Origin of the sequence: Pseudoclavibacter sp. AY1F1, assembly GCF_002931075.1 — a bacterium.
GTDB lineage: Bacteria > Actinomycetota > Actinomycetes > Actinomycetales > Microbacteriaceae > Pseudoclavibacter.
Genome location: NZ_PSTQ01000001.1, coordinates 138,930 through 156,913, shown reverse-complemented (window position 1 = coordinate 156,913; position 17,984 = coordinate 138,930). Strand labels below are relative to the sequence as shown.

At 66.5% G+C, this 17,984-nt stretch carries 18 protein-coding genes, 1 tRNA gene and 1 pseudogene; 9 read left to right on the top strand and 11 right to left on the bottom strand.

What is annotated here, in order from left to right; translation table 11 throughout:
• Nucleotides 1-70: 70 nt before the first annotated feature.
• Nucleotides 71-457 (top strand): co-chaperone YbbN, encoded by a 387-nt coding sequence (locus C5B85_RS00775; RefSeq protein WP_104284168.1) that lies wholly within the window; start codon nucleotides 71-73, stop codon nucleotides 455-457.
• Here the strand turns inward: C5B85_RS00775 and C5B85_RS00770 are convergent.
• From C5B85_RS00770 to C5B85_RS18880, 4 genes are all read right to left on the bottom strand, one after another.
• Nucleotides 397-1,347, bottom strand: a complete 951-nt coding sequence (locus C5B85_RS00770; protein ID WP_104284167.1) for an SDR family NAD(P)-dependent oxidoreductase — start codon at nucleotides 1,345-1,347, stop codon at nucleotides 397-399. The two genes, C5B85_RS00775 and C5B85_RS00770, sit on opposite strands and share 61 nt — an antisense overlap.
• Entirely contained in the window at nucleotides 1,344-2,174 is an 831-nt protein-coding gene (locus C5B85_RS00765; protein WP_146077790.1) for a VOC family protein, read from the bottom strand. Before C5B85_RS00765 ends, C5B85_RS00770 begins: the two co-directional genes overlap by 4 nt.
• 54 nt (nucleotides 2,175-2,228) lie before the next feature.
• The gene (locus tag C5B85_RS00760) at nucleotides 2,229-3,317 is read right to left on the bottom strand and encodes a GNAT family N-acetyltransferase (protein WP_104284165.1); all 1,089 of its coding nucleotides are present in this window, start codon (nucleotides 3,315-3,317) and stop codon (nucleotides 2,229-2,231) included.
• 100 nt (nucleotides 3,318-3,417) lie between these two features.
• Nucleotides 3,418-4,215: an alpha/beta fold hydrolase gene (locus C5B85_RS18880; protein ID WP_146077789.1), complete on the bottom strand. Its 798-nt coding sequence runs from the start codon at nucleotides 4,213-4,215 to the stop codon at nucleotides 3,418-3,420.
• 174 nt (nucleotides 4,216-4,389) lie between these two features.
• Here C5B85_RS18880 and C5B85_RS19055 point away from each other — a divergent pair, with 174 nt between their 5' ends.
• From C5B85_RS19055 to C5B85_RS00740, 3 genes are all read left to right on the top strand, one after another.
• The gene (locus C5B85_RS19055) at nucleotides 4,390-5,028 is read left to right on the top strand and encodes a siderophore-interacting protein (RefSeq protein ID WP_181064213.1); all 639 of its coding nucleotides are present in this window, start codon (nucleotides 4,390-4,392) and stop codon (nucleotides 5,026-5,028) included.
• 245 nt (nucleotides 5,029-5,273) lie between these two features.
• Nucleotides 5,274-5,477 (top strand): cold-shock protein, encoded by a 204-nt coding sequence (locus tag C5B85_RS00745; protein ID WP_068478769.1) that lies wholly within the window; start codon nucleotides 5,274-5,276, stop codon nucleotides 5,475-5,477.
• Between the two features lie 645 nt (nucleotides 5,478-6,122).
• Nucleotides 6,123-7,325, top strand: coding sequence for a TetR/AcrR family transcriptional regulator (locus C5B85_RS00740; RefSeq protein WP_104284162.1), 1,203 nt, complete (start codon nucleotides 6,123-6,125; stop codon nucleotides 7,323-7,325).
• Nucleotides 7,326-7,413: 88 nt separating this feature from the next.
• Here C5B85_RS00740 and C5B85_RS00735 read toward each other — a convergent pair whose 3' ends face one another.
• From C5B85_RS00735 to C5B85_RS00720, 4 genes are all read right to left on the bottom strand, one after another.
• Nucleotides 7,414-7,863: a DUF1622 domain-containing protein gene (locus tag C5B85_RS00735; RefSeq protein ID WP_104284161.1), complete on the bottom strand. Its 450-nt coding sequence runs from the start codon at nucleotides 7,861-7,863 to the stop codon at nucleotides 7,414-7,416.
• A gap of 18 nt (nucleotides 7,864-7,881) precedes the next feature.
• Nucleotides 7,882-9,039 (bottom strand): MFS transporter, encoded by a 1,158-nt coding sequence (locus C5B85_RS00730; RefSeq protein WP_104284749.1) that lies wholly within the window; start codon nucleotides 9,037-9,039, stop codon nucleotides 7,882-7,884.
• Between the two features lie 112 nt (nucleotides 9,040-9,151).
• Nucleotides 9,152-10,216 carry an iron chelate uptake ABC transporter family permease subunit gene (locus C5B85_RS00725; protein WP_104284160.1) on the bottom strand — a complete coding sequence of 355 codons (1,065 nt, stop codon included), beginning with the start codon at nucleotides 10,214-10,216 and terminating at the stop codon, nucleotides 9,152-9,154.
• Nucleotides 10,213-11,280: an iron ABC transporter permease gene (locus C5B85_RS00720; protein WP_258070528.1), complete on the bottom strand. Its 1,068-nt coding sequence runs from the start codon at nucleotides 11,278-11,280 to the stop codon at nucleotides 10,213-10,215. The genes C5B85_RS00725 and C5B85_RS00720 overlap by 4 nt, the downstream gene beginning before the upstream one ends.
• 58 nt (nucleotides 11,281-11,338) lie before the next feature.
• Here C5B85_RS00720 and C5B85_RS00715 point away from each other — a divergent pair, with 58 nt between their 5' ends.
• Nucleotides 11,339-12,334, top strand: coding sequence for an ABC transporter substrate-binding protein (locus C5B85_RS00715; protein ID WP_104284159.1), 996 nt, complete (start codon nucleotides 11,339-11,341; stop codon nucleotides 12,332-12,334).
• Between the two features lie 82 nt (nucleotides 12,335-12,416).
• Here the strand turns inward: C5B85_RS00715 and C5B85_RS00710 are convergent, their stop codons facing one another.
• Nucleotides 12,417-13,715 (bottom strand): heparan-alpha-glucosaminide N-acetyltransferase domain-containing protein, encoded by a 1,299-nt coding sequence (locus tag C5B85_RS00710; protein WP_146077788.1) that lies wholly within the window; start codon nucleotides 13,713-13,715, stop codon nucleotides 12,417-12,419.
• Nucleotides 13,716-13,770: 55 nt separating this feature from the next.
• Nucleotides 13,771-14,121, bottom strand: coding sequence for a DUF2200 domain-containing protein (locus tag C5B85_RS00705; RefSeq protein ID WP_104284157.1), 351 nt, complete (start codon nucleotides 14,119-14,121; stop codon nucleotides 13,771-13,773).
• A 95-nt stretch (nucleotides 14,122-14,216) separates the two neighbouring features.
• Between C5B85_RS00705 and C5B85_RS00700 the strand changes: the two are divergent.
• Nucleotides 14,217-14,718: pseudogene (locus tag C5B85_RS00700) on the top strand (NADPH-dependent F420 reductase).
• An 83-nt stretch (nucleotides 14,719-14,801) separates the two neighbouring features.
• On the opposite strand, the gene C5B85_RS00695 reads toward C5B85_RS00700, so the two are convergent.
• A tRNA-Ala gene (locus C5B85_RS00695) sits at nucleotides 14,802-14,874 on the bottom strand.
• A 310-nt stretch (nucleotides 14,875-15,184) separates the two neighbouring features.
• Here C5B85_RS00695 and C5B85_RS00690 point away from each other — a divergent pair.
• From C5B85_RS00690 to C5B85_RS00680, 3 genes are all read left to right on the top strand, one after another.
• Nucleotides 15,185-15,901 (top strand): AraC family transcriptional regulator, encoded by a 717-nt coding sequence (locus tag C5B85_RS00690; RefSeq protein ID WP_219819317.1) that lies wholly within the window; start codon nucleotides 15,185-15,187, stop codon nucleotides 15,899-15,901.
• A 205-nt stretch (nucleotides 15,902-16,106) separates the two neighbouring features.
• Complete coding sequence (locus C5B85_RS00685; protein ID WP_104284155.1) at nucleotides 16,107-16,925, top strand: ABC transporter ATP-binding protein; 819 nt, start codon at nucleotides 16,107-16,109, stop codon at nucleotides 16,923-16,925.
• A complete protein-coding gene (locus tag C5B85_RS00680) occupies nucleotides 16,922-17,758 on the top strand; it encodes a siderophore-interacting protein (protein WP_104284154.1) in 837 nt (278 codons plus the stop codon). Before C5B85_RS00685 ends, C5B85_RS00680 begins: the two co-directional genes overlap by 4 nt.
• The last annotated feature ends 226 nt before the right edge of the window (nucleotides 17,759-17,984 follow it).

Here is a 17,984-nt window from a genome sequence, read left to right as displayed (position 1 = left end):
GCGTGCCTGCTGGGAGTGTTGTGCTCCCCGTACGCCGTGAGACACCGGCACGCCCCGAGACAGGAGACGCATGGCAACCATCGACATCACCACTGAGACGTTCAAGGACACGGTCGCCACCGACGGAATCGTGCTCGTTGACTTCTGGGCAGAATGGTGCGGCCCCTGCCGCCAGTTCGGCCCCATCTACTCCGCCGCCTCCGAGCGCCACGAGAACATAACGTTCGCGAAGGTCGACACGGAGAGCAACCAGGAGCTTTCAGCCGGCCTGCAGATCACGTCGATTCCGACGCTGATGGCGTTCCGCGACGGTGTGCTCCTCTACCGCGAGCCGGGAGCCATGCCGCTAGCCGGTGTCGAGAAGCTCATCGAGGCACTCGAGAACGTCGACATGAATCAGGTTCGCGCGGACATCGCCGAGAAGTCGGGCGCTGTGCCCGCGAGCGACGCGCAGTAGTTCCAGAGGCGCTCCCCGAGCTCGGGATCGTAGCTGCGCCAGTGCGAGCTGCCGAGCACGGGGCGCCCTCGTGTGAGATACGCCGGGACGATGGTCTCGCCACCTTCGAGTCCTGGATCCGTGACGGCTCGGAGCTGGCAGAGCGCACCGGCGTCTTTCCCTTGGGCGGCGAAGGCGAGGAGGCTGTCGAGCGCACGCTTGCCGAGCGAAGGTTCGTGCACTCCCGGAACGGTCGGTGTGAGGCCGCCCGTCGAATACCCCGGGTGAGCAACGAGGCTGCGCACGTGCTCCCCTGCGGCGCGCGCTCGCCTGTCCCCCTCGATGGCGAGGACCTGCGTCGCCAGCTTCGACTGCGCGTAAGCGTTCCACGAGGTGTAGCCGCCGCGCAGCTGGACGTCCTGCAGGTGCGCTCGCGTGAGGCCGGGCGCAATGCTCCCCAGCCAGACGATCGCTGCGCCCTCCCGGAGTGCGGCGCCAACGGTGAGGTCGCTCAGGAGGGCGAAATGCCCGAGCACGTTGGTCGCGAAGAGACGCTCGATGCCGTCGCTCGTCTCCTCACGCTCCGCCGGTGGGTGCACCACGCCAGCGTTGAGCACAACCCCATCGAACGCAGACCGCTCTCGCTGATCGCGCCCGAGCAGCGTCGCCGCCGCCTCCTGAACTTGACGAAGTTCCGCGATGTCGAACGGCAGGGCCGTGACGAGGTCCGGCCTTTCCGTCGCGGACGCCGCAGCCTCCAGCCTCGCCGCGCTTCGGCCCGTGATGACAACCTCCGCACCCCGCGAGACCAGGTTCTTGGCCGTGAAGAACCCGAGGCCGGTCGATGCGCCTGTCACCAGGTAGCGCCTGCCGGAGAGGTCGTGCGGACCGAACTCGACTGCCGCGTTCACGCGTTGCCGCCTTCATCGACAGCTTCGACCAGGCAGAAGCCCGCGCCGAATGGGTCGACGAGATTCGCCATCCTGCCGAAGGGCGTATCGGCGGGCTCACCGCGAACTTCCGCTCCGAGGCTGACGGCTCTTGCTGTTGCCTCATCAACGGAAGGAGTGACGAAGTACACGAGCCATTCCGCAGCAGGGTGCGGAGCCGCTCCGCCGGCTACAGGATGCGGGTCGATCGACTGCTCGAAGGCGCCGAAACGTGCATCCACCCCGCCTGGCTGTGGGGCGAACTGGTTGTATCGGAACTCGGGGGTGTCTGCCATGGGGTGCGGAACGAGGCCGCTCACCGTCCCGTAGAACTCCGTGGCTGCGTCGAGCTCGGTGGTGTGCAACTCGAACCAGGCTGTTGTGCCCGACTCACCCCAGGCGTCGAAGCCTCGCCGACCGGCCTGCTGCCAGAGACCGAACGTCGCCCCCTGTCTATCGGCAAGCAGCGCCATGCTGCCCTGCTCCATGACAATGTCCGGCCCGACAAGGGCGGTCGCCCCAGCCTCCAGCGCACGGCTATGCGCCGCGGCGAGATCTGGCGCGTTGAAGTAGACGATCCATGAGGCTCGCTGGCCAGGATCGGCGGCACCGAGCCCGCCGACCGTCGCCTGATCGCCGTCGTCCAGCGGGCCGGCCGTGATCAGGTGGTAGTGGCCGCTCTCCGGCCCCATATCCTGCAGACTCCAGCCGAGAACGGACGCGTAGAACGAGGCAGACCCTCGCGGATCTGACGTCGCCAATTCCACCCAGCAGGGGTCACCCGCATCGAAACGCTCGTACCTTGGCATCGCCTGCTCCTCATCGCTGCAACCGAGAGATCTGTGCCACAGAGTCTAGGAGCGTCAGATCTCCACTGCCGGGGAGGCCGTCAGGTCGTAGCCGAACGCGTACAAGTGCACGACGATCCCGGGGGCAACTTCCTTCGGCCCCTCTCGTTCCGTGAGGTGCACAAACCCGAGGCGCTCGTAGAGGCGGTGCGCGCCGAGCATCTCCGGCCCGCTGTTCATGACCACGCGCGACGCTCCTCTGTCCCGTCCGAGCGCGATGACGTGACCCGCGAGGGTCTGACCGATTCCGCGCCCACGGGCCTCGGGAGCCACGGCAAGCATCCGGAAATCGAGTTCGCCCTGCTTCGCGAGCTGCGAGATCCGCTCGCCGGGCCGTGGGGTCCACACGGAGCCGAGGATGGCGCCCGTCGCGATGTCCTCCGCTACCCAGACCTCGTCCCTCCGCGCGCGGCTGGCCGCGTCGCGCAGATCTTCTGCGTAGCTCGGGGTGACCTCGTAGTCGTTGCTATAGGCGCGCTCGGTGAGCATCCCGATTGCAGCGATCTCGTGGTTTCTGACGAGGCGGACGCGCACACCTTCGGTTTGGGTCAGGTCGTACCGGTAGGCAAGCTCGGTGCCGACGGCGGTGCCCTCCGAGTCACGCCCCTTGACCCGGGCGAAGCCCACGCGTTCCGCGAGCCGTCGCGCCTGCGTGTTCGACGCCCCAACGTCGAGCACGACGGCGCGCGCGCCGCCACGGCGCGCGGTTTCCAGGCCCGCGTGGACCAGCGCGTCAGCGACGCCAGCGCCTCTTGCCTCCGGCACCACTGCGGTGAAACGCAGCTCGGCCTCGTCGCCGCGAGCAAGGCGGGCCTGGTCGGTTCCGGCACGCAGCAGTGTCGTCGTCCCGATGATGCTGGCGGCCGTGCCACCGTCGTCCTCGGTGACCGCCACGAGAATCGAGCCTGCTTCGCTGCGCGCTGCGACGTCACGCTCGGCCGCTCGTCGAGCATCGCGCCAGGGCTTGCCGCCGTGCGCTCCTGCGTCGAACGAGCGAGTTGTGACCTCGCCCACCGTCTCGAATTCTTCGACTCGGGCCTCGCGGACGGTGAAACTTCTCGGATTCACGTTCGTGCGGGGCTCGACGCTTGCTGCGACGCTCATAGACCATCCAATACCTCTTCGGGCTTGGCGAGCCCGTATGTGCAACTGTCCAGCATACGACGCCACTCAAGTCGTGCGTCCCGGGACTGCCTGCCTGCGCTCAGCTTTCGTCGTCGGCCGGCGTGATGACGCGGTGAGATCCCGTTGCGGGATGCGCGGCCCGCGCCCGCACGGATGCGAGCTGCGCCTGCACGATGTCGGCCACGAGGGCGAGCGCCTGCGCGTCGAAGTCCTCGGGTTCTGCGGTAGCCACCTCCTGCGCCTCGACGTGCCGCAGCCAGGCGGTGATCGCATTCACCGACGCGGCTGTGTAGCCAACCGACTCCCCAGCCGAGCCCCCGAACAGGAAGGCCACGGGAACCCTGAGCCCGGAGAGCGCATCACGCGAGGAAGCACCGCTGCTTGCCGCCCGCGCGTCGCCGTCCCCGACTTCGCCGAGCCCGACTTCACCGAGCCCGCCGTTCAGGAGCACAAGGGCCCCTACCCGATCCGGATGCGCGGCAGCGACGGCGATGGCGAGCTCAGCTCCAGCTTCCGTGCCGACGAGGACAGCCCGCTCGACGGAGAAGTGGTCGAGGAGCTGGACGACGGCTCGGGCTGTGGCAGCGCTCTCGTTGTGAGCGCTCCGACCCCAACCGAGGTCGGAGATCGAGGGGGCCAGTACGTGGGCGTCGGGAAGCAGACCGGCGAGGGTCCCGGCAGTCGCCGCCCGTACTTCGCCGAGGAGGAGGAGATTGTCGTGCTTGCGCCCCTCGGAAGACACACGCACCAGCACCTCGACGCTGCCGCCCTCGAGATCGACGCGAAGGGATTGGGGGGCGGATCGGGATTCCTGAGCGTGATCAGCACTCACTGCTCGGAGCGCGCGCACGGGCGAGTTTGTCTCTTCACCCATCATGCGACCCACTCCTTCGCTGGCTCTCAATGCTACGCACCCACGCTCCAGCGTAGACGCGGTGGCGTTCCCCGCCGGGCACGGTCCGCCGTGCGGGCGCCCGTGGAGCGTTCCGACTCCTGCTGGCCACGCGGGGCACACACGACTAAGGTAAACCTAACTCAGAGGGAGTCCTGCGTGTCCAACATCAGCACCACCCACGCCTCGAGCGGCCTGATCAGGTCGCGGCTTGTCGCGCGGGAGCGCGTGAGTGAGCACGAAGTGCGCGTGACGCTCGAAGGAGACGACCTCGTCCGCTTTCACGGACTCGGGTTTGACCAGTGGTTCAGATTCCCCCTCCCCCCGCAGGACGACTCCGTCTTCGACAGCATGCCCGATCGGATCGATTTCAAGGGCTATCTCAAATACCTCCTGATCTCGCAGGCCAAGCGTCCTGCGATGCACAACTCCACAGTGCGCGAGTTCCGAGCACACAGTCGGCAACTCGACATCGATGTCCTTCCTCGGGAAGCACGCGGTCACGCGGTCATCGAGATTCCCACCTCAGGCGACACCCAACCGGTCGATACTCCCGCCGACTTCTCGGTCGACTGGGTCACTCGCACCGCCGACAAGAGGCCAGGTGAGTTGGCACTGGAACACGCGCGCGCGATCAAACTGGGTGGCGCGCTGGGTGGCGCGAATCCCTACGCGTTCGCGGTGGGTCTTCAGTGCGTGACCCCGCGTGACCCTCTCGCCAGAATCCACCTGCATTTGCGGGCCCGGAGCGTGATACCGTTGACCTCACGCGCTGAGCGTCGGGAAGCCGTCCAGTAGCACCGCAGTTAACACGGGTCGAGCGCGCGCCCCATCCGAATCGGAACTGCCCCCAGACAGCACCGAACCCAAGAACTTATCCACCCCCTGATCTTTGCTCTTCCACGCCGCCGTGGGAGGCAATCCGAATCGCTCCAGATTCGGAAGCGCATTCCTGCGCGAAATAGACCGTGCCTAATAAGCACAGATCCGCTTGCGGATCACTCGCCCGAAGTACGGGCTGCATAACAATGAAGGAAGAAAACATGGCAACTGGCATCGTGAAGTGGTTCAACGCAGACAAGGGCTACGGCTTCATCGCTCCGGACGACGGAACGCCCGACGTCTTCGCGCACCACTCCGCAATCGACGTCCAGGGTTTCCGCACGCTTGAAGAGAACCAGCGCGTGGAGTTCGATGTGACCCAGGGACCCAAGGGTCTCCAGGCCGAGAGCATCCGCCCGCTCTAAATACAGGCTCTCAGCGGTCCTCGTCCTCTGACGAACTGACCACGCACAACGAGTGCGACCTTCGGGTCGCACTCGTTTTGTTTTCCCCTGACACGGGACCACCCACCTGGGTGCGGTGTGCAAGACGCGTTCCTCGAACCGACGCGCGACGCCGAGCGGCACTTCCACTCTCGGCGAGACTGACAGCAACCGCCGTGACGGTCGGAGGCGGCATCGCGACGGCAGGCGTCTCCGAAGCAGAATTCACCTACCCGGCCACGTTCGATCCGTCGACGATCACCATCATGGCCACCGCCGACTCCTCCACGGACGAGCGTAGGAGGTGGGACTGGCTGCGTATCAACGCAGAATGGTCAGTCCCAAGTGGAGCCGCTCAGAGCGAGGCCCTCGGCATCACCCTGCCATTCGAGTTCGGCATCGCCGCCGCCGGGTCGTTTCTTCCTGAGCTTACAAATGCCACCCCGTCCTGCGCGGGGTGGCATTCGACGTTCACGGGCGACGTAACTCACCGTCCACAAGTCAGGTGTGTTCGGAGAAGAACTACTGGTGAGACGGGTATCCTTCTGGGGCGAGGCGCGAACCCCCGAACGCCGAAGACCTCGTTCACTACCAGCACCAGATTTCGAACGGAGCAACACCCCCTCCATGACCACTCCCCCCACGTGGCCCCACACCCCAGTCGTCCGCCCCAAGGACCGCAAGCAGCGCATCGAGTCCGCTGCAACGCAGGCATTCGCCCTGCGCGGCTACCACCAGGTGAGCATGAGTGACGTCGCGGCTTCGGTTGGCATCTCCGCGCCAGCCCTCTACCGCCACTTCGCGAACAAGTACGACCTCTTCAAGCACACTGCTTTTGGCATCGTCGATGCCGTCGAGACTGCCTCCGATCACGTCGCCGCGACGTCAGCGGCTGAGAACGCGCCAGCGTCCGAGCAGTCCAGCGCGCTCATTCAGGCGACGCTCGACAGCCTCATCAAATGCCGTGGAACAGGCGAGATCATCCGCTGGGAGTCTCGTTACCTGGAGCCGGCGGATCGCGCATCCGTCGACCAGCGCCTCGCCAAGGTCTACGGTCGCTTCTCAGCCGTGCTGAAGGAGCTGCACCCCGAGCTGAGCAGCGAAGACCGCGCCCTGCAGAGTCGGGCGGCGTTCGCGGTGCTCGCAAGCGTGTCGATGCACCGCACGAGCATTTCGGCGGCAACCGCGGACTACCTTCGAGCGGCGTCACAGCGCGCTCTCGACGTCACCCTTCCCGAGGCCGAGGCCTACGTGGCACCCGCGGCTACGGGCATCCCCTCCACGGCGAAGCGCGAGCAGATCGTCGCGCGCTCTATCGAACTCTTCTTCGCCCGCGGCTACAACCTCGTGAGCATCGAAGAGATCGGCGGCGCGGTCGGCATCACGGCATCTGGCGTGTACCGTCACTTCGAAAGCAAGAGCGGGATCCTCGCGGCCGCGTGCTCGCGAGCCGCCGAGTACCTCGGGCAGGTGACGCGCGACGTGTTCGCGGCGGTCGACTCCAACGAAGCCGCCCTCGACGGCCTCATCGACGCCTACGTCGAGGCCCAGCTCGCGCACCACAAGCTGCTGCAGGTCTATATCGCCGAGTCGACGAACCTCGGAGACGAAGAGCGCGAGCGCCTGCTCTCCCTGCAGCGCGATCACATCGAGGAGTGGGCCGGCCTGCTTCGCGCGGTCAAACCGCAGTTCTCCGCTTCGGAAGCCCGCTGCGTCGCGCACGCCGGTTTCCACGTGGTCGATTCACTCGGCCGAGTGCTCGCCTGGCAGGACACTCCGAGCAACCGGGCGCGCGTCGCCCACGTGCTTCGCGCCGTCCTCGGCGTCTGAGTTCCCGCCCAGGGCCCTCCTGCAGACGATCATGGCCCGCACCTGCGAAGGTGCGGGCCAAGTCCGTTCATGTTTCTTCCGTGGTGGGTCAGCGCGGGTCGGCGGCGCCCCCTACGTCCGCGGAGCCGACCTCCGGAGCTCGGCTCGCCGCCTTGACCTGATCGGCGAGCACCTGCGCGCCGCTGGTCGTGAGGGCACGGCGCCAAGGCAGGACACCCTCGATCTCGATCTGGATGGACATGCTCAGCACGGTCCGGATGACAACGATGAGCCCGAGAATGAGCGCGTCCTCGAGTGAGGGCTTCGAGGTGATCGTGCGCACGAGGTCCGCCGCGACAAGCACCTCGAGTCCGAGGAGGATGCCCGCACCAAGTGAAGTGCGCAGCGTCGCGATGGCGGCCTTCCCGCCCTGCCCCCGAAGGAGGGCCAGTCCGGCGAGCACCACGGCGGTGATGATGCCGATGATGATCGCGACAGCGCCGAGCACCTCGACGACAACGGCGACGATCTCAAACACGCGGTCCATGGTTTCCTGCATTCCAGCTCCTCCGAAGGGTTAGGTCGAGTCGTGCCGGCGCGTGCGCCCGGCGAGAACGCCCGCGCAGAGGAACGCCACGATTCCGGCGATCGGCACGACGACGAGTCCAACTCGCAGCGACGTCTCGTCGGCAAGAAGGCCGACGAGCGGCGGCGCCGCGAGGAAGCCGAGACGCATGAGCCATGACACCAGCGTTATCGCTGTGCCGGGTTTGAAGCCAGGCAGCTCGTCCGCCGTGTGCAACGCTGCAGGAACCAGCGTCGCGATGCCAAGTCCCGCCGCGGCGAAACCAGCGATTGTTCCTCCCACGCTCGGGAACAGCAAGGCAGTACCCATGCCGAGCGCCGCAATGAGGCCACCGGCCTGCGCGACCCTCCGCTCGCCGAAGCGGTCGACGAGCCGGTCACCGAGCATCCGGCCGACGAACTGCGCGCCGACCAGCGCGATGAACCCGAAGGCGGCGAGCGCCTGCGGTGCTTCAAGGGATCCAGACAAGTAGAGCGCCGCCCACGTGCTGCCGGAATCCTCCACGACGGAGCCGGCCACGGTGAGGAGCACAAGCGCCAGGAGCACGAAGTACTTCGCCGAGCCGCCCCTCGAGGCGGTACCAGCCTTGACAACTCTGATACCCGCGGTCGTGACCTCGACGTCGTCGTGCTCTGGCCCAGGGATCATCCACCGATAAGCGAGCATCGCGACAAGAGAGAAGAGCAGACCGCTGATGCCGAGATGCAACGGCAAGGGAACTTGCAGGGCGACGGCCGCAGCCCCCATGAGCCCGCCGAGCACCGCACCGATCGACCAGATCGCGTGGAAGCCGTTGATGATGGAGCGCCCGAACCGTCGCTGCACTCGCAGCCCGTGCGAGTTCTGCGCGACGTCGGTTAGCGCATCCGCCGCCCCTCCCAAGGCGAACGCGGCAGCGAGCAACAGCCCGTTCGGAGCGAAGCTCGCGGCGAAGAGCGCCACGCTCGTGATCGCCGTGCCAGCGACGGCAAGGCGAGACGACCAGAAACGGCGGATGAGCGCCGCTGCCGCGAGACCGGCAAGGAGCGCCCCGCTCGGATACGCGGCGACGACAAGTCCGAACTTTACGTTGCTGAGCGCCAGCTCCGCCTTCAGCCCCGGGTACCGAGGGAGCAGGTTCGCAAAGAGCGCCCCGTTGGTGAGGAACATGGCCGCGACTGCGATGCGCGCGCGCCGGTCAGCCCGGGAGATCACTCCCTGACCGCGATGTCATGGTGCTTGCTGAGCATGAAGCAATCCAAGCACAGCCGCGCACCGCAGTTCACCGCCGCGACTGCAGCGCGAGCAGGAAGACGAGGTACGCGCCGCCGATGACGATGGTCACGACCCCGACGGGAACGGTGCCGCCGAGCAGGTGCTGCGCAATGAGGTCAGCCCCGAGCAGCAGCACGCCGCCGAGCACCGCCGAGGACAGGATCGGCACCCCAGGCCCCCGCTCGAGGCGCAGCGCGAGCTGCGGAGCCGAGAGAGCGATGAAGGCGATCGGTCCCGTCGCAGCCGTGACGACTGCCGTCAGCATGACACCCACGATGAGCACGGCGAAGCGCGTCGGTTCGACGCGCACGCCGTGGCTCTTCGCGGTCTCATCGCCCAGCTCAAGCTGCCGAAGCGGACCGGCGAGCATCACGACCGCGGGAATGAGAAGCACAAGGACGATGGCGGCGGGCAGGAGCTGCGACCACTGTGCGAGTGCGAGGGATCCGGCTCCCCAGATCGACGCCGTCATCGCGACCTCCGTCTGCGCGCGGAGCAGCATCCACGTGTTGAGCGCGTGGAGGAAGGCGGTGACGCCGATGCCGACGACGATGAGCCTGAAGCTGCTGACACCGCCCCGGCGAGCGAGCACGTACACGAGGATGGCCGTCAGGATGCCGCCAGCCAGGGCACCGAGCGCCGTCCCGACAAACGTGCCCGCCCCCGCGATGATCACGATGACGGCGCCCGTGTAGGCACCAGTTGAGAAGCCGATGACGTCGGGCGAGCCGAGCGGGTTCCTCGTGAGCGATTGGAAGAGCGCTCCCGAGGCGGCGAGCGCGGCACCGAAGACGAGCGCCGCGACGACTCGCGGCGCCCGCCATTCGAGGACGACGGTCGTGGCGAAGCTGCCATCAGGGAGGAAGATCGCCTCGAGCACCTCGATCGGCGACAGCGGGTACTTGCCGAGCCCGAGCGCGATGACGGCCAACACGATTGCGACGCCGGTGAGGCTGAGCGTCACGACGACGGTGCGCCGGCGCCGCAGCTCGCGAGCGATCCTCCCCGGTCCAGGTTGCCTGGTGGGCCCTGAACCACTGGCCGCTTGCTGCGTGATCTCCTGTCCGGTCACAGTCCGCTCACCTTCTTGCGCCGCGCCAGGGCGACGAGCACTGGGGCGCCGATGAAGGCGGTGACGATTCCGACCGGGAGCTCACCGGGGCGCAACACGACCCTGCCAAGCACGTCGGCGACGAGGACAAGCGAGGGGCCGAGCAGCACGCTGAGGCCCATGATCCAGCGCTGGTCCTGGCCGACCATCGCGCGAGCCAGGTGCGGGACCATGAGCCCGACGAACGCGATGGGGCCGGCGATCGCCGTGGCGCCGCCGGCGAGCAGCGTGATGGCGATTATGGACAGAATCCTGGTGCGCGCAACGGAGGAACCGAGCGAGTGAGCAAGGTCGTCTCCGAGGGCGAGCGCGTTGAGAGAGCGGCCGAGTGCAAGGGCCAGGACGATTCCCGCGACTACGAACGGCGCGACGGGCAAGGTCGTCTCGAGCGTCCGCAGCTGGAAGGAGCCGGACTCCCACACGAGCAGCGCGTTGAAACGCTCAGGGTCGCTGAACCTGATGGCGGCGATGATTCCGCTCAGAACGGCACCGAAGGCCATGCCGGCGAGCGTCAGTCTCAGCGGATTCGGTCCGCCCTTCCCGCTGCCGAGAAAATAGACGAGCACGGTCGTCGCGGCGGCCCCAAGGAATGCGAACCAGACGTAGCCGAGGGGGTTCGTGACACCAAGCACCGCCACGGCGAGGGCAACGGCGAACGAGGCACCGGAGGTGACTCCGAGGATTCCCGGGTCGGCGAGGGGGTTCCTGGTCACGGACTGAATGATGGCGCCAGCCACCGCGAGCCCCGCGCCAACGAGGAGACCGATGATCGTCCGAGTCACGCGGAGATCAAGAATCGCGGTGCGCGTGGCCTGATCAACCTGTCCCCCGGTGACCGCAGCCCAGACCTGGTCGAGAGGCACTTCGCGCGACCCGATGGCGATGCTTGCGGCGCAGCTGAGCGCGAGCACGATGGCCGAGATCAGGAGCATCGACACCCGACGACCGTCGGACACGCGGCGGAGCGCGCCCCCGCTGGACCGCACCACGCTTCCAGGTGCCTTGCCCTTCACTTCTGTCGTCACGACAACCGAGTTTAGGCTAACCTACATCGACTGCCGCCCACTGAAACAGAAGGTCTCCATGAAACACCTCGCCAAGGGCCTCGCCCTCGCATCCGCCGCCGCATTCCTGCTGACGGGATGCTCCGCGACCACGAGCGACACTGCCGAAGAGACAGCCGCCCCCGCCGCCGACGGGGCATTCCCTTCCGTTGTCGACACAAAGTTCGGTGAGATCACGATCGATGCGGCACCGACGCGCATCGTCGCGCTCGGCTGGGGCGACGCCGAGACCGCACTTGCACTCGGTGTCCAGCCGGTCGGAGCCTCCGACTGGCTCGCGTTCGGAGGCGAGGGTGTCGGCCCGTGGGCTGAGGGCCTCTACGACACAGCCCCCGTGATCATCGAGACCATGGAGCCTGACTACGAGGCCATCGCAGCGCTCGAGCCAGACCTCATCCTCGACACGAAGAGCTCGGGCGACCAGGACCGCTACGACCGCCTTTCTTCCATCACGACCACCGTGGGCGTCCCAGAGGGTGGCGACAGCTACCTGACGACAACCGACCAGCAGATGCAGCTCATCTCAAGCGCGCTCGGTGTGCCCGAGAAGGGTGACGAGCTCCTCGCCGAGGTCGACGCAGCGTTTGCGGCAGTCGCAGACGCCAACCCAGAGTGGGCTGGCAAGACAGCAACCGCGGCTACGAAGACAGCCGAGGGCTGGGGTGCGTACATCGACGGCAGCGAGCGTGTGGCATTCCTCGAGAACCTCGGCTTCGCGCAAAGCCCGAAGATCGCTGAGCTGCCCGTCGCCGACACCGGGTTCTCGGCAACTGTCTCCAACGAGCAGCTCGATCTCCTCGACGCCGACCTGATCGTCGCGTTCCCGATTTTCATCGAGACGACGGCCATCACCGACGACGCGCAGTGGAAGCAGATCCCCGCCGTCGCTGACGGGCGCGCCGTCGTCATCGACGGCGACATCGCCTCGGCCTACTCGCTCGGCACGACGCTTGCCGTGCAGTACGCGATCGACCAGGTGGCTCCGCAGATCGAGACTGCACTCGCAGGCAAGTAGTCGCGCAGCCAGACGTGGACGGCGCCCGCACACCGAGAGGTGGCGGGCGCCGTCTGCCTTCCAGAACGCACCTCGCGCGCGTCTAGCTACCGGCGCGGCGAGGCGAGCGCGGCGAGGCGAGCGCGGCGAACCGCTGCCCGCTCCAGGTCACGGCCGCTTCGAGCGGGCCTCGGCGCTGCCACCAGAAGAAGACGGCACCGATGCCGAGAGCGCCCGCCACGTGGATGAGCCAGATCGGCGCACTCGAGACAAGCCAGAACAGCTCAGGCGAGTTGGCCAGCCCCCCGCCGTGCACCAGAGCCGAGTAGGTGATGCCGGCGACGATGACGTGCAGCGCGTAGATCGTGAGCGGCGTCGCGCCAGCCCCCAACGCGGGCCCGAGGACACGGATCGCGGCGTCACCCATTCGGAGGCAGAGCGCCAGGCACACACCGATCGCGATGAGCGACGTGCCAGCCGTGATCGCGAGGTCGAACGTCGTCCCGGAATGTGGAGCCGGTGAAGCCAGGAACCAGCTGCTCTCCGTCGGTGACGTGCCAAACGCCGCAGAGTAGAACAGGTCGGATGCACGTTCGCCTGCACCCGTCGAAGCGCCGATCGAGCTCAGACCACCGAAGGGACCCGCGAGAAGCAGGCTGACACCGACCCCCACGAGCGCGAGCACGGCCCCAACGCCGGCCAGACCCAAGCTCAATGGCAGAATCGTGCCGCGCTCCCGAGCGACCAGGAGCATCCGCCCGACCACCATGCCGACGATCGCATAGACAACCCAAGTCAGCACCGGGTACGTGCCCGTCACGAAGAGTCCTCGGAGCAGTTCGAGCGGATGTGCGAGATCGAGCCAGCTCGGCGTGCCGAGCTCCGAGCTCACGTTGAGCGGCGCGCGAAGGAGCATGGAAAGGAACGGCCACAGGCCCGCCCAAGCCGTTGCGACCATGAGCAGCGACAGGTTCGAGAGCCGCAGGAGAGGGACCATGAGCCAGAACACCAGGCCGTAATAGACGAGGATCACGGCGATCGGGCCTGGCACGAGACCGAGCGTCATGCCGATGAGCATGAGGGCGAGGCCGCGTCCGAACACGTTGAGGGCCGCCGCCGCGTGCGCTTTCCGCTCGCGCTGCTGCCTCGTCGTGAGCACGACCCCGATGCCCGCCAGCACCGCGAAAAGGGCTGCCGCCTTGCCACCGAGGAAAGCGGCGAGTGCCGGCGTCGATCCGTCCGAGTTCGTGACCCAGACGTGAGTGGCCATCATGCCGATGAGGGCCAGGAACCGAGCCAGGTCGAGGCCAGTGATACGCCCAAGGGGACGCCCACCCGCGCCAACGGACCCTCGGCTACGCGAAGAGGGGGCAGGATTGCCTGGAGTACTGGTGGCGCTCACGCCTTCACGCTACCGGCAGGACAGCATGAGACGCACCTCGCCGGGACGTGGGGAATCAGCTGCGGAGGATCTTCTCCATGGCCTTCCCCTTCGCGAGCTCGTCGATGAGCTTGTCGAGGTAGCGGATCTCCTGCATGAGGGGTTCCTCGATGTCCTCCACGCGGATACCGCAGACGACTCCCTTGATGAGCGATCGGTTGGGCTGCAGAAGCGGCGCGTCGCCGAAGAAGGCCTCGAAGTCGACGCGGCTCTCGAGCGTGCCGGCGAGCTGCGTTCCGCTATAGCCGGTGAGCCAGCGGATGATCTCGTCGACCTCTGCCTTTGTGCGCCCCTTCCGCTCCGCCTTCGTGACGTAGTGCGGGTAGACGTCCGCGAACGCGGTTCCGTAGATGCGATGCCCGGTCATGTCTGCTCCTCGTGTTGCGGAAATACTAACGACGTCATCAGGTGTCACGCGATGTCACATCGGAGGAATCCTCAGATCTCAGCAGTTGCCCCGTCATGACAACACTAGGAATCATCGGGGCAGGGAACATCGGCAGCCAGGTCGCACGCATAGCGGTCGAGGCTGGCGACAACGTGGTCATCGCCAACTCGCGTGGCCCCGAGACACTCGAAGCGCTCATCGCAGAGCTGGGGCCAACGGCTCGTGCCGCCACCGCTCTTGAGGCCGCCGACAACCTCTGAGCTCCTGCAGGCGCACCTTCTGGGGTCGCGCGTGGTCAAGGCGTTCAACCACATTGCGGCCGCCGACATCACCGCGGATGCGCGGCCCGGTGGCGAATCGAACCGCCGCGCCCTGGTCGCGGCAAGCGACAGCGACGAGGGTCTGGAGTTCGTCCGCCGCCTCTACGACCGGTTCGGGTTCGACACCGTTGCCCTGAACCCGCTCTCCGAGGGCTGGCGCATTCAACGGGACACCCCCGGCTATGGGGCCAAGGCAAGCGAGGCAGAGCTCGTCGAAGCCCTCGCCGCCGCCAAACGGTACGGCGACCTCGGTTGAGGACGTCGCCAGGTTCGGAACACGGCAGCGTACTTCCGAGGCAAAGAGCCCGGCCGATTGACGGCCGGGCTCTTTGGTATCAGTGGACCTAAGGAGATTCGAACTCCTGACCTCCTCGATGCGAACGAGGCGCGCTACCAACTGCGCCATAGGCCCTGACGAAGCCAAACATTACCACCAGGCCGCATCGACCGCGAATCCGGCCCGCACCAGGATCGCGAAGCGTCGCCGACCAAAGACTCCCTCTCGATTGTCGAGGCTCCCCAAAAAATCAGCGCGGGATTGCAGAATCCACGTAAGCTTCTTGACTACGCATATATGACGCATTGGAACGGTCCGAGCCTGTGTACCATGACGGACTATGCGCACCGCCGGACTGCCGCCAACGTGGCAACGTGACTCTCACACCATCGTGATCGAGCCCGACGTCTCCCCGCCCCCTGCCCTACTCCCAGCAGCGACCACCATGTCGCCACAGGAGTACGGTCAGCCGCTCGAGTGGGAGCCGCATTCACACCCCGTGAGCCAATTGCTCTCCGTCCAACGGGGCATCATGAAGCTCGTCGTGGAACGAAGCGTCTGGGTGATGCCTCCCCACTTCGCAGTCTGGGTCCCCGCCGGCACTCTCCACACGAGCAGAACGTCGGCTAACTGCGAGTTCCAGGCGACCTTCTTCTCGGAACGCGAATCGTTCCTGCGGCCACGAGAGGCCTACGGCGTCACAATCACCCCGCTTCTCTTCGAGCTCCTCGCGCGTTTGCGTGCCGTCGATCTCACCCAAGTGCAGCGCCGCAACATCGAACGAGTCCTCTTCGACAATCTCTCGCCCGCCACCCACGACCTTCGCGTTCGCATGCCTCGCGATCGCCGCATTTTACCCATCGCGGATGCACTCACCGCCGAGCCCGGCGATCGCAGATCACTCGATGACTGGGCTGAGTCTCTCGAATTCAGTAGCAAGACACTCGCGCGCATCTTCCAAAACGAGACCGGCAGCTCCTTCCACAGCTGGCGCCAGCTCGTGCGGGTGCAATCCGCTCTCGCGCAACTCTCGGGCGGGGCGAGCGTCGCCCTCGTAGCACGCTCGCTCGGCTACGCGCAGACCAGCACGTTCATCGATGCCTTCAGACGTGTCCTTGACGTGACTCCGGGCCAGTATCGGGCCCACGCTCTGGCAGCTTGACGCAGCGCCGGCCGCGTCGGGGTCAAGAGATGCGCATTCGCCCACTCGCGGCGTTAGATGGAACCGTGGAATACTTGGCATGAAGGCAAGCCTTGCCTGCGTTCGCCAGATGCGAGATGAAGTTGGTCCACGACATGCGACAGCACACTGTGTTACCCGCCGAGAGGTCACGTTCGACGACCCACGCCCCTGAGCGCGGCCTCGCGTGAGCAGCGAGCTCCGCGCCGCAGACCTGACGGTGGCCTACGAACACCGCACGGTCCTCGACGGACTCGACGTGACCATCCCGGCCGGCTCGTTTACCGTCATCGTCGGCCCGAATGCGTGCGGTAAGTCGACCCTGCTCCGGTCCCTCGCACGCTTGCTGCCTGCCGCAGGCGGGAGTGTGCTCCTCGACGCGACCGACATCCGCACCCTCAAGTCCAAAGAACTCGCGAAGCGCATCGGGCTCCTCCCCCAGACCTCCATTGCACCGGACACCATCACCGTTGCCGACCTCGTCTCGCGCGGCCGACACCCACATCAGGGCATCCTGCAGCGCTGGTCCCATGACGACGACGACGCGGTCGAGGATTCACTCGAGCGCACGGGCCTCACCGAGCTCGCCGACCGCAGCGTCGACGAGCTCTCAGGAGGGCAGCGACAGCGTGTCTGGATCGCAATGGTCCTGGCACAGGACACACCCGTCGTGCTCCTCGACGAGCCGACCACCTACCTCGACCTCGCTCACCAGATCGACGTTCTCGAGCTCTGCGCGGAGCTGCACCGCCAGGGCAAGACGCTCATCGCCGTGCTGCATGACCTCAACCAGGCAGCTCGCTATGCCACTCACCTCATCGCCCTCAAGTCAGGCGAGCTGATCGCGGAGGGCCGTCCAGCCGACGTCGTCACCGAGGACCTCGTCGCCGACGTGTTCGGCGTGCGGGCCCGAATCGTGCCAGATCCAGAAACAGGCACCCCACTCGTCGTCCCGCTCGCGCAATCTGCAGTTGTCCAGCACACTCGGACCGCGATCCCGGCATGACCGAGCAATACACCCCGTTTCCGCCGTTCGTGACGAAGGTCAAGCGAGTCGCGCGCGTCTCCCCCAGCTACGTTCGAGTCACGCTCGGCGGCGACAAGCTCGAGCACTTCGCGCCCCACGGCAACGACCACCGAATCAAGCTGATCCTCCAGCACACTGACGGCACGTATGGCGATTTCGGCATCAAGGACTCACCTGCGCCGTCACTCACGGACTGGTACTCGCGCTGGCGCATGCTGCCCGACGAGCAACGCAACCCGATCCGCACCTACACGCCGAGCGCGGTTCGCCCGGCGGAACGCGAAATCGACATCGACTTTGTCCTGCACGAACCAGCCGGCCCGGCCACAGCCTGGGCGTCGGCCGCGCAACCCGGGGACGAGCTCATCGTCGTCGGACCTGATAGTCGGGCGGACGATTCGACCGGCGGGATGGACTTCCAGCCTCGCGGCGCACGACGCCTCCTTCTGGCCGCCGACGAGTCTGGCCTGCCTGCCGTGCGCAACATCCTCCAGCGCCTCCCCAAGAACACGGCCGCAAGCGTCTTCCTCGAGGTGCCCTCTGCCGCCGACTGCGTGCCGATGCCTACCGGCAACACCGACGTCGTCGTCACCTGGCTTGTCCGAGGCGAACATCCCTACGGCGAGCGCCTCACGCAGGCAATCGATGCCTGGGCCGTGCACACCGAGATCTCTGGCTCCTTCTACGCGTGGATCGCCTGCGAATCGACGACAGTGAAGACCATCCGCCGACACCTCGTTCGGCAATGCGACCTGCCACCGAGCTCGATCACCTTCTCCGGCTACTGGAAGATCGGTAAAGCCGAGAACTGAGACTCATCGTCGATCAGTTTGCTCTGGTGGTTGACTGCCTGCCTGGCTGCCTGCCTGCCTGGGGCATCGCGGGAGGACGATGGACAGCCCGCGGGGGTGCAGTGTCGGAAGTGATCGAAGATCTTGCGAAGAATTTAAGTTACTGTCGTTTCACCGCACGGCAGCACGCTTGATCGAACACGGATACGAATAGTTCCGATTCTGAGTTCAACCAGATCTGGGGATA

Excerpts from the sequence above, each read along its gene's own strand:
- C5B85_RS00760 (WP_104284165.1), bottom strand. The coding sequence starts at position 3,317 with ATGAGCGTCGCAGCAAGCGTCGAGCCCCGCACGAACGTGAATCCGAGA.
- C5B85_RS00735 (WP_104284161.1), bottom strand. The coding sequence starts at position 7,863 with ATGCAGGAAACCATGGACCGCGTGTTTGAGATCGTCGCCGTTGTCGTC.
- C5B85_RS00690 (WP_219819317.1), top strand. The coding sequence starts at position 15,185 with ATGTCGCCACAGGAGTACGGTCAGCCGCTCGAGTGGGAGCCGCATTCA.
- C5B85_RS00680 (WP_104284154.1), top strand. The coding sequence starts at position 16,922 with ATGACCGAGCAATACACCCCGTTTCCGCCGTTCGTGACGAAGGTCAAG.
- C5B85_RS00715 (WP_104284159.1), top strand. The coding sequence starts at position 11,339 with ATGAAACACCTCGCCAAGGGCCTCGCCCTCGCATCCGCCGCCGCATTC.
- C5B85_RS00765 (WP_146077790.1), bottom strand. The coding sequence starts at position 2,174 with ATGCCAAGGTACGAGCGTTTCGATGCGGGTGACCCCTGCTGGGTGGAA.
- C5B85_RS00705 (WP_104284157.1), bottom strand. The coding sequence starts at position 14,121 with ATGACCGGGCATCGCATCTACGGAACCGCGTTCGCGGACGTCTACCCG.
- C5B85_RS00730 (WP_104284749.1), bottom strand. The coding sequence starts at position 9,039 with ATGTTCCTCACCAACGGGGCGCTCTTTGCGAACCTGCTCCCTCGGTAC.
- C5B85_RS18880 (WP_146077789.1), bottom strand. The coding sequence starts at position 4,215 with ATGATGGGTGAAGAGACAAACTCGCCCGTGCGCGCGCTCCGAGCAGTG.
- C5B85_RS00740 (WP_104284162.1), top strand. The coding sequence starts at position 6,123 with ATGACCACTCCCCCCACGTGGCCCCACACCCCAGTCGTCCGCCCCAAG.
- C5B85_RS00775 (WP_104284168.1), top strand. The coding sequence starts at position 71 with ATGGCAACCATCGACATCACCACTGAGACGTTCAAGGACACGGTCGCC.
- C5B85_RS00745 (WP_068478769.1), top strand. The coding sequence starts at position 5,274 with ATGGCAACTGGCATCGTGAAGTGGTTCAACGCAGACAAGGGCTACGGC.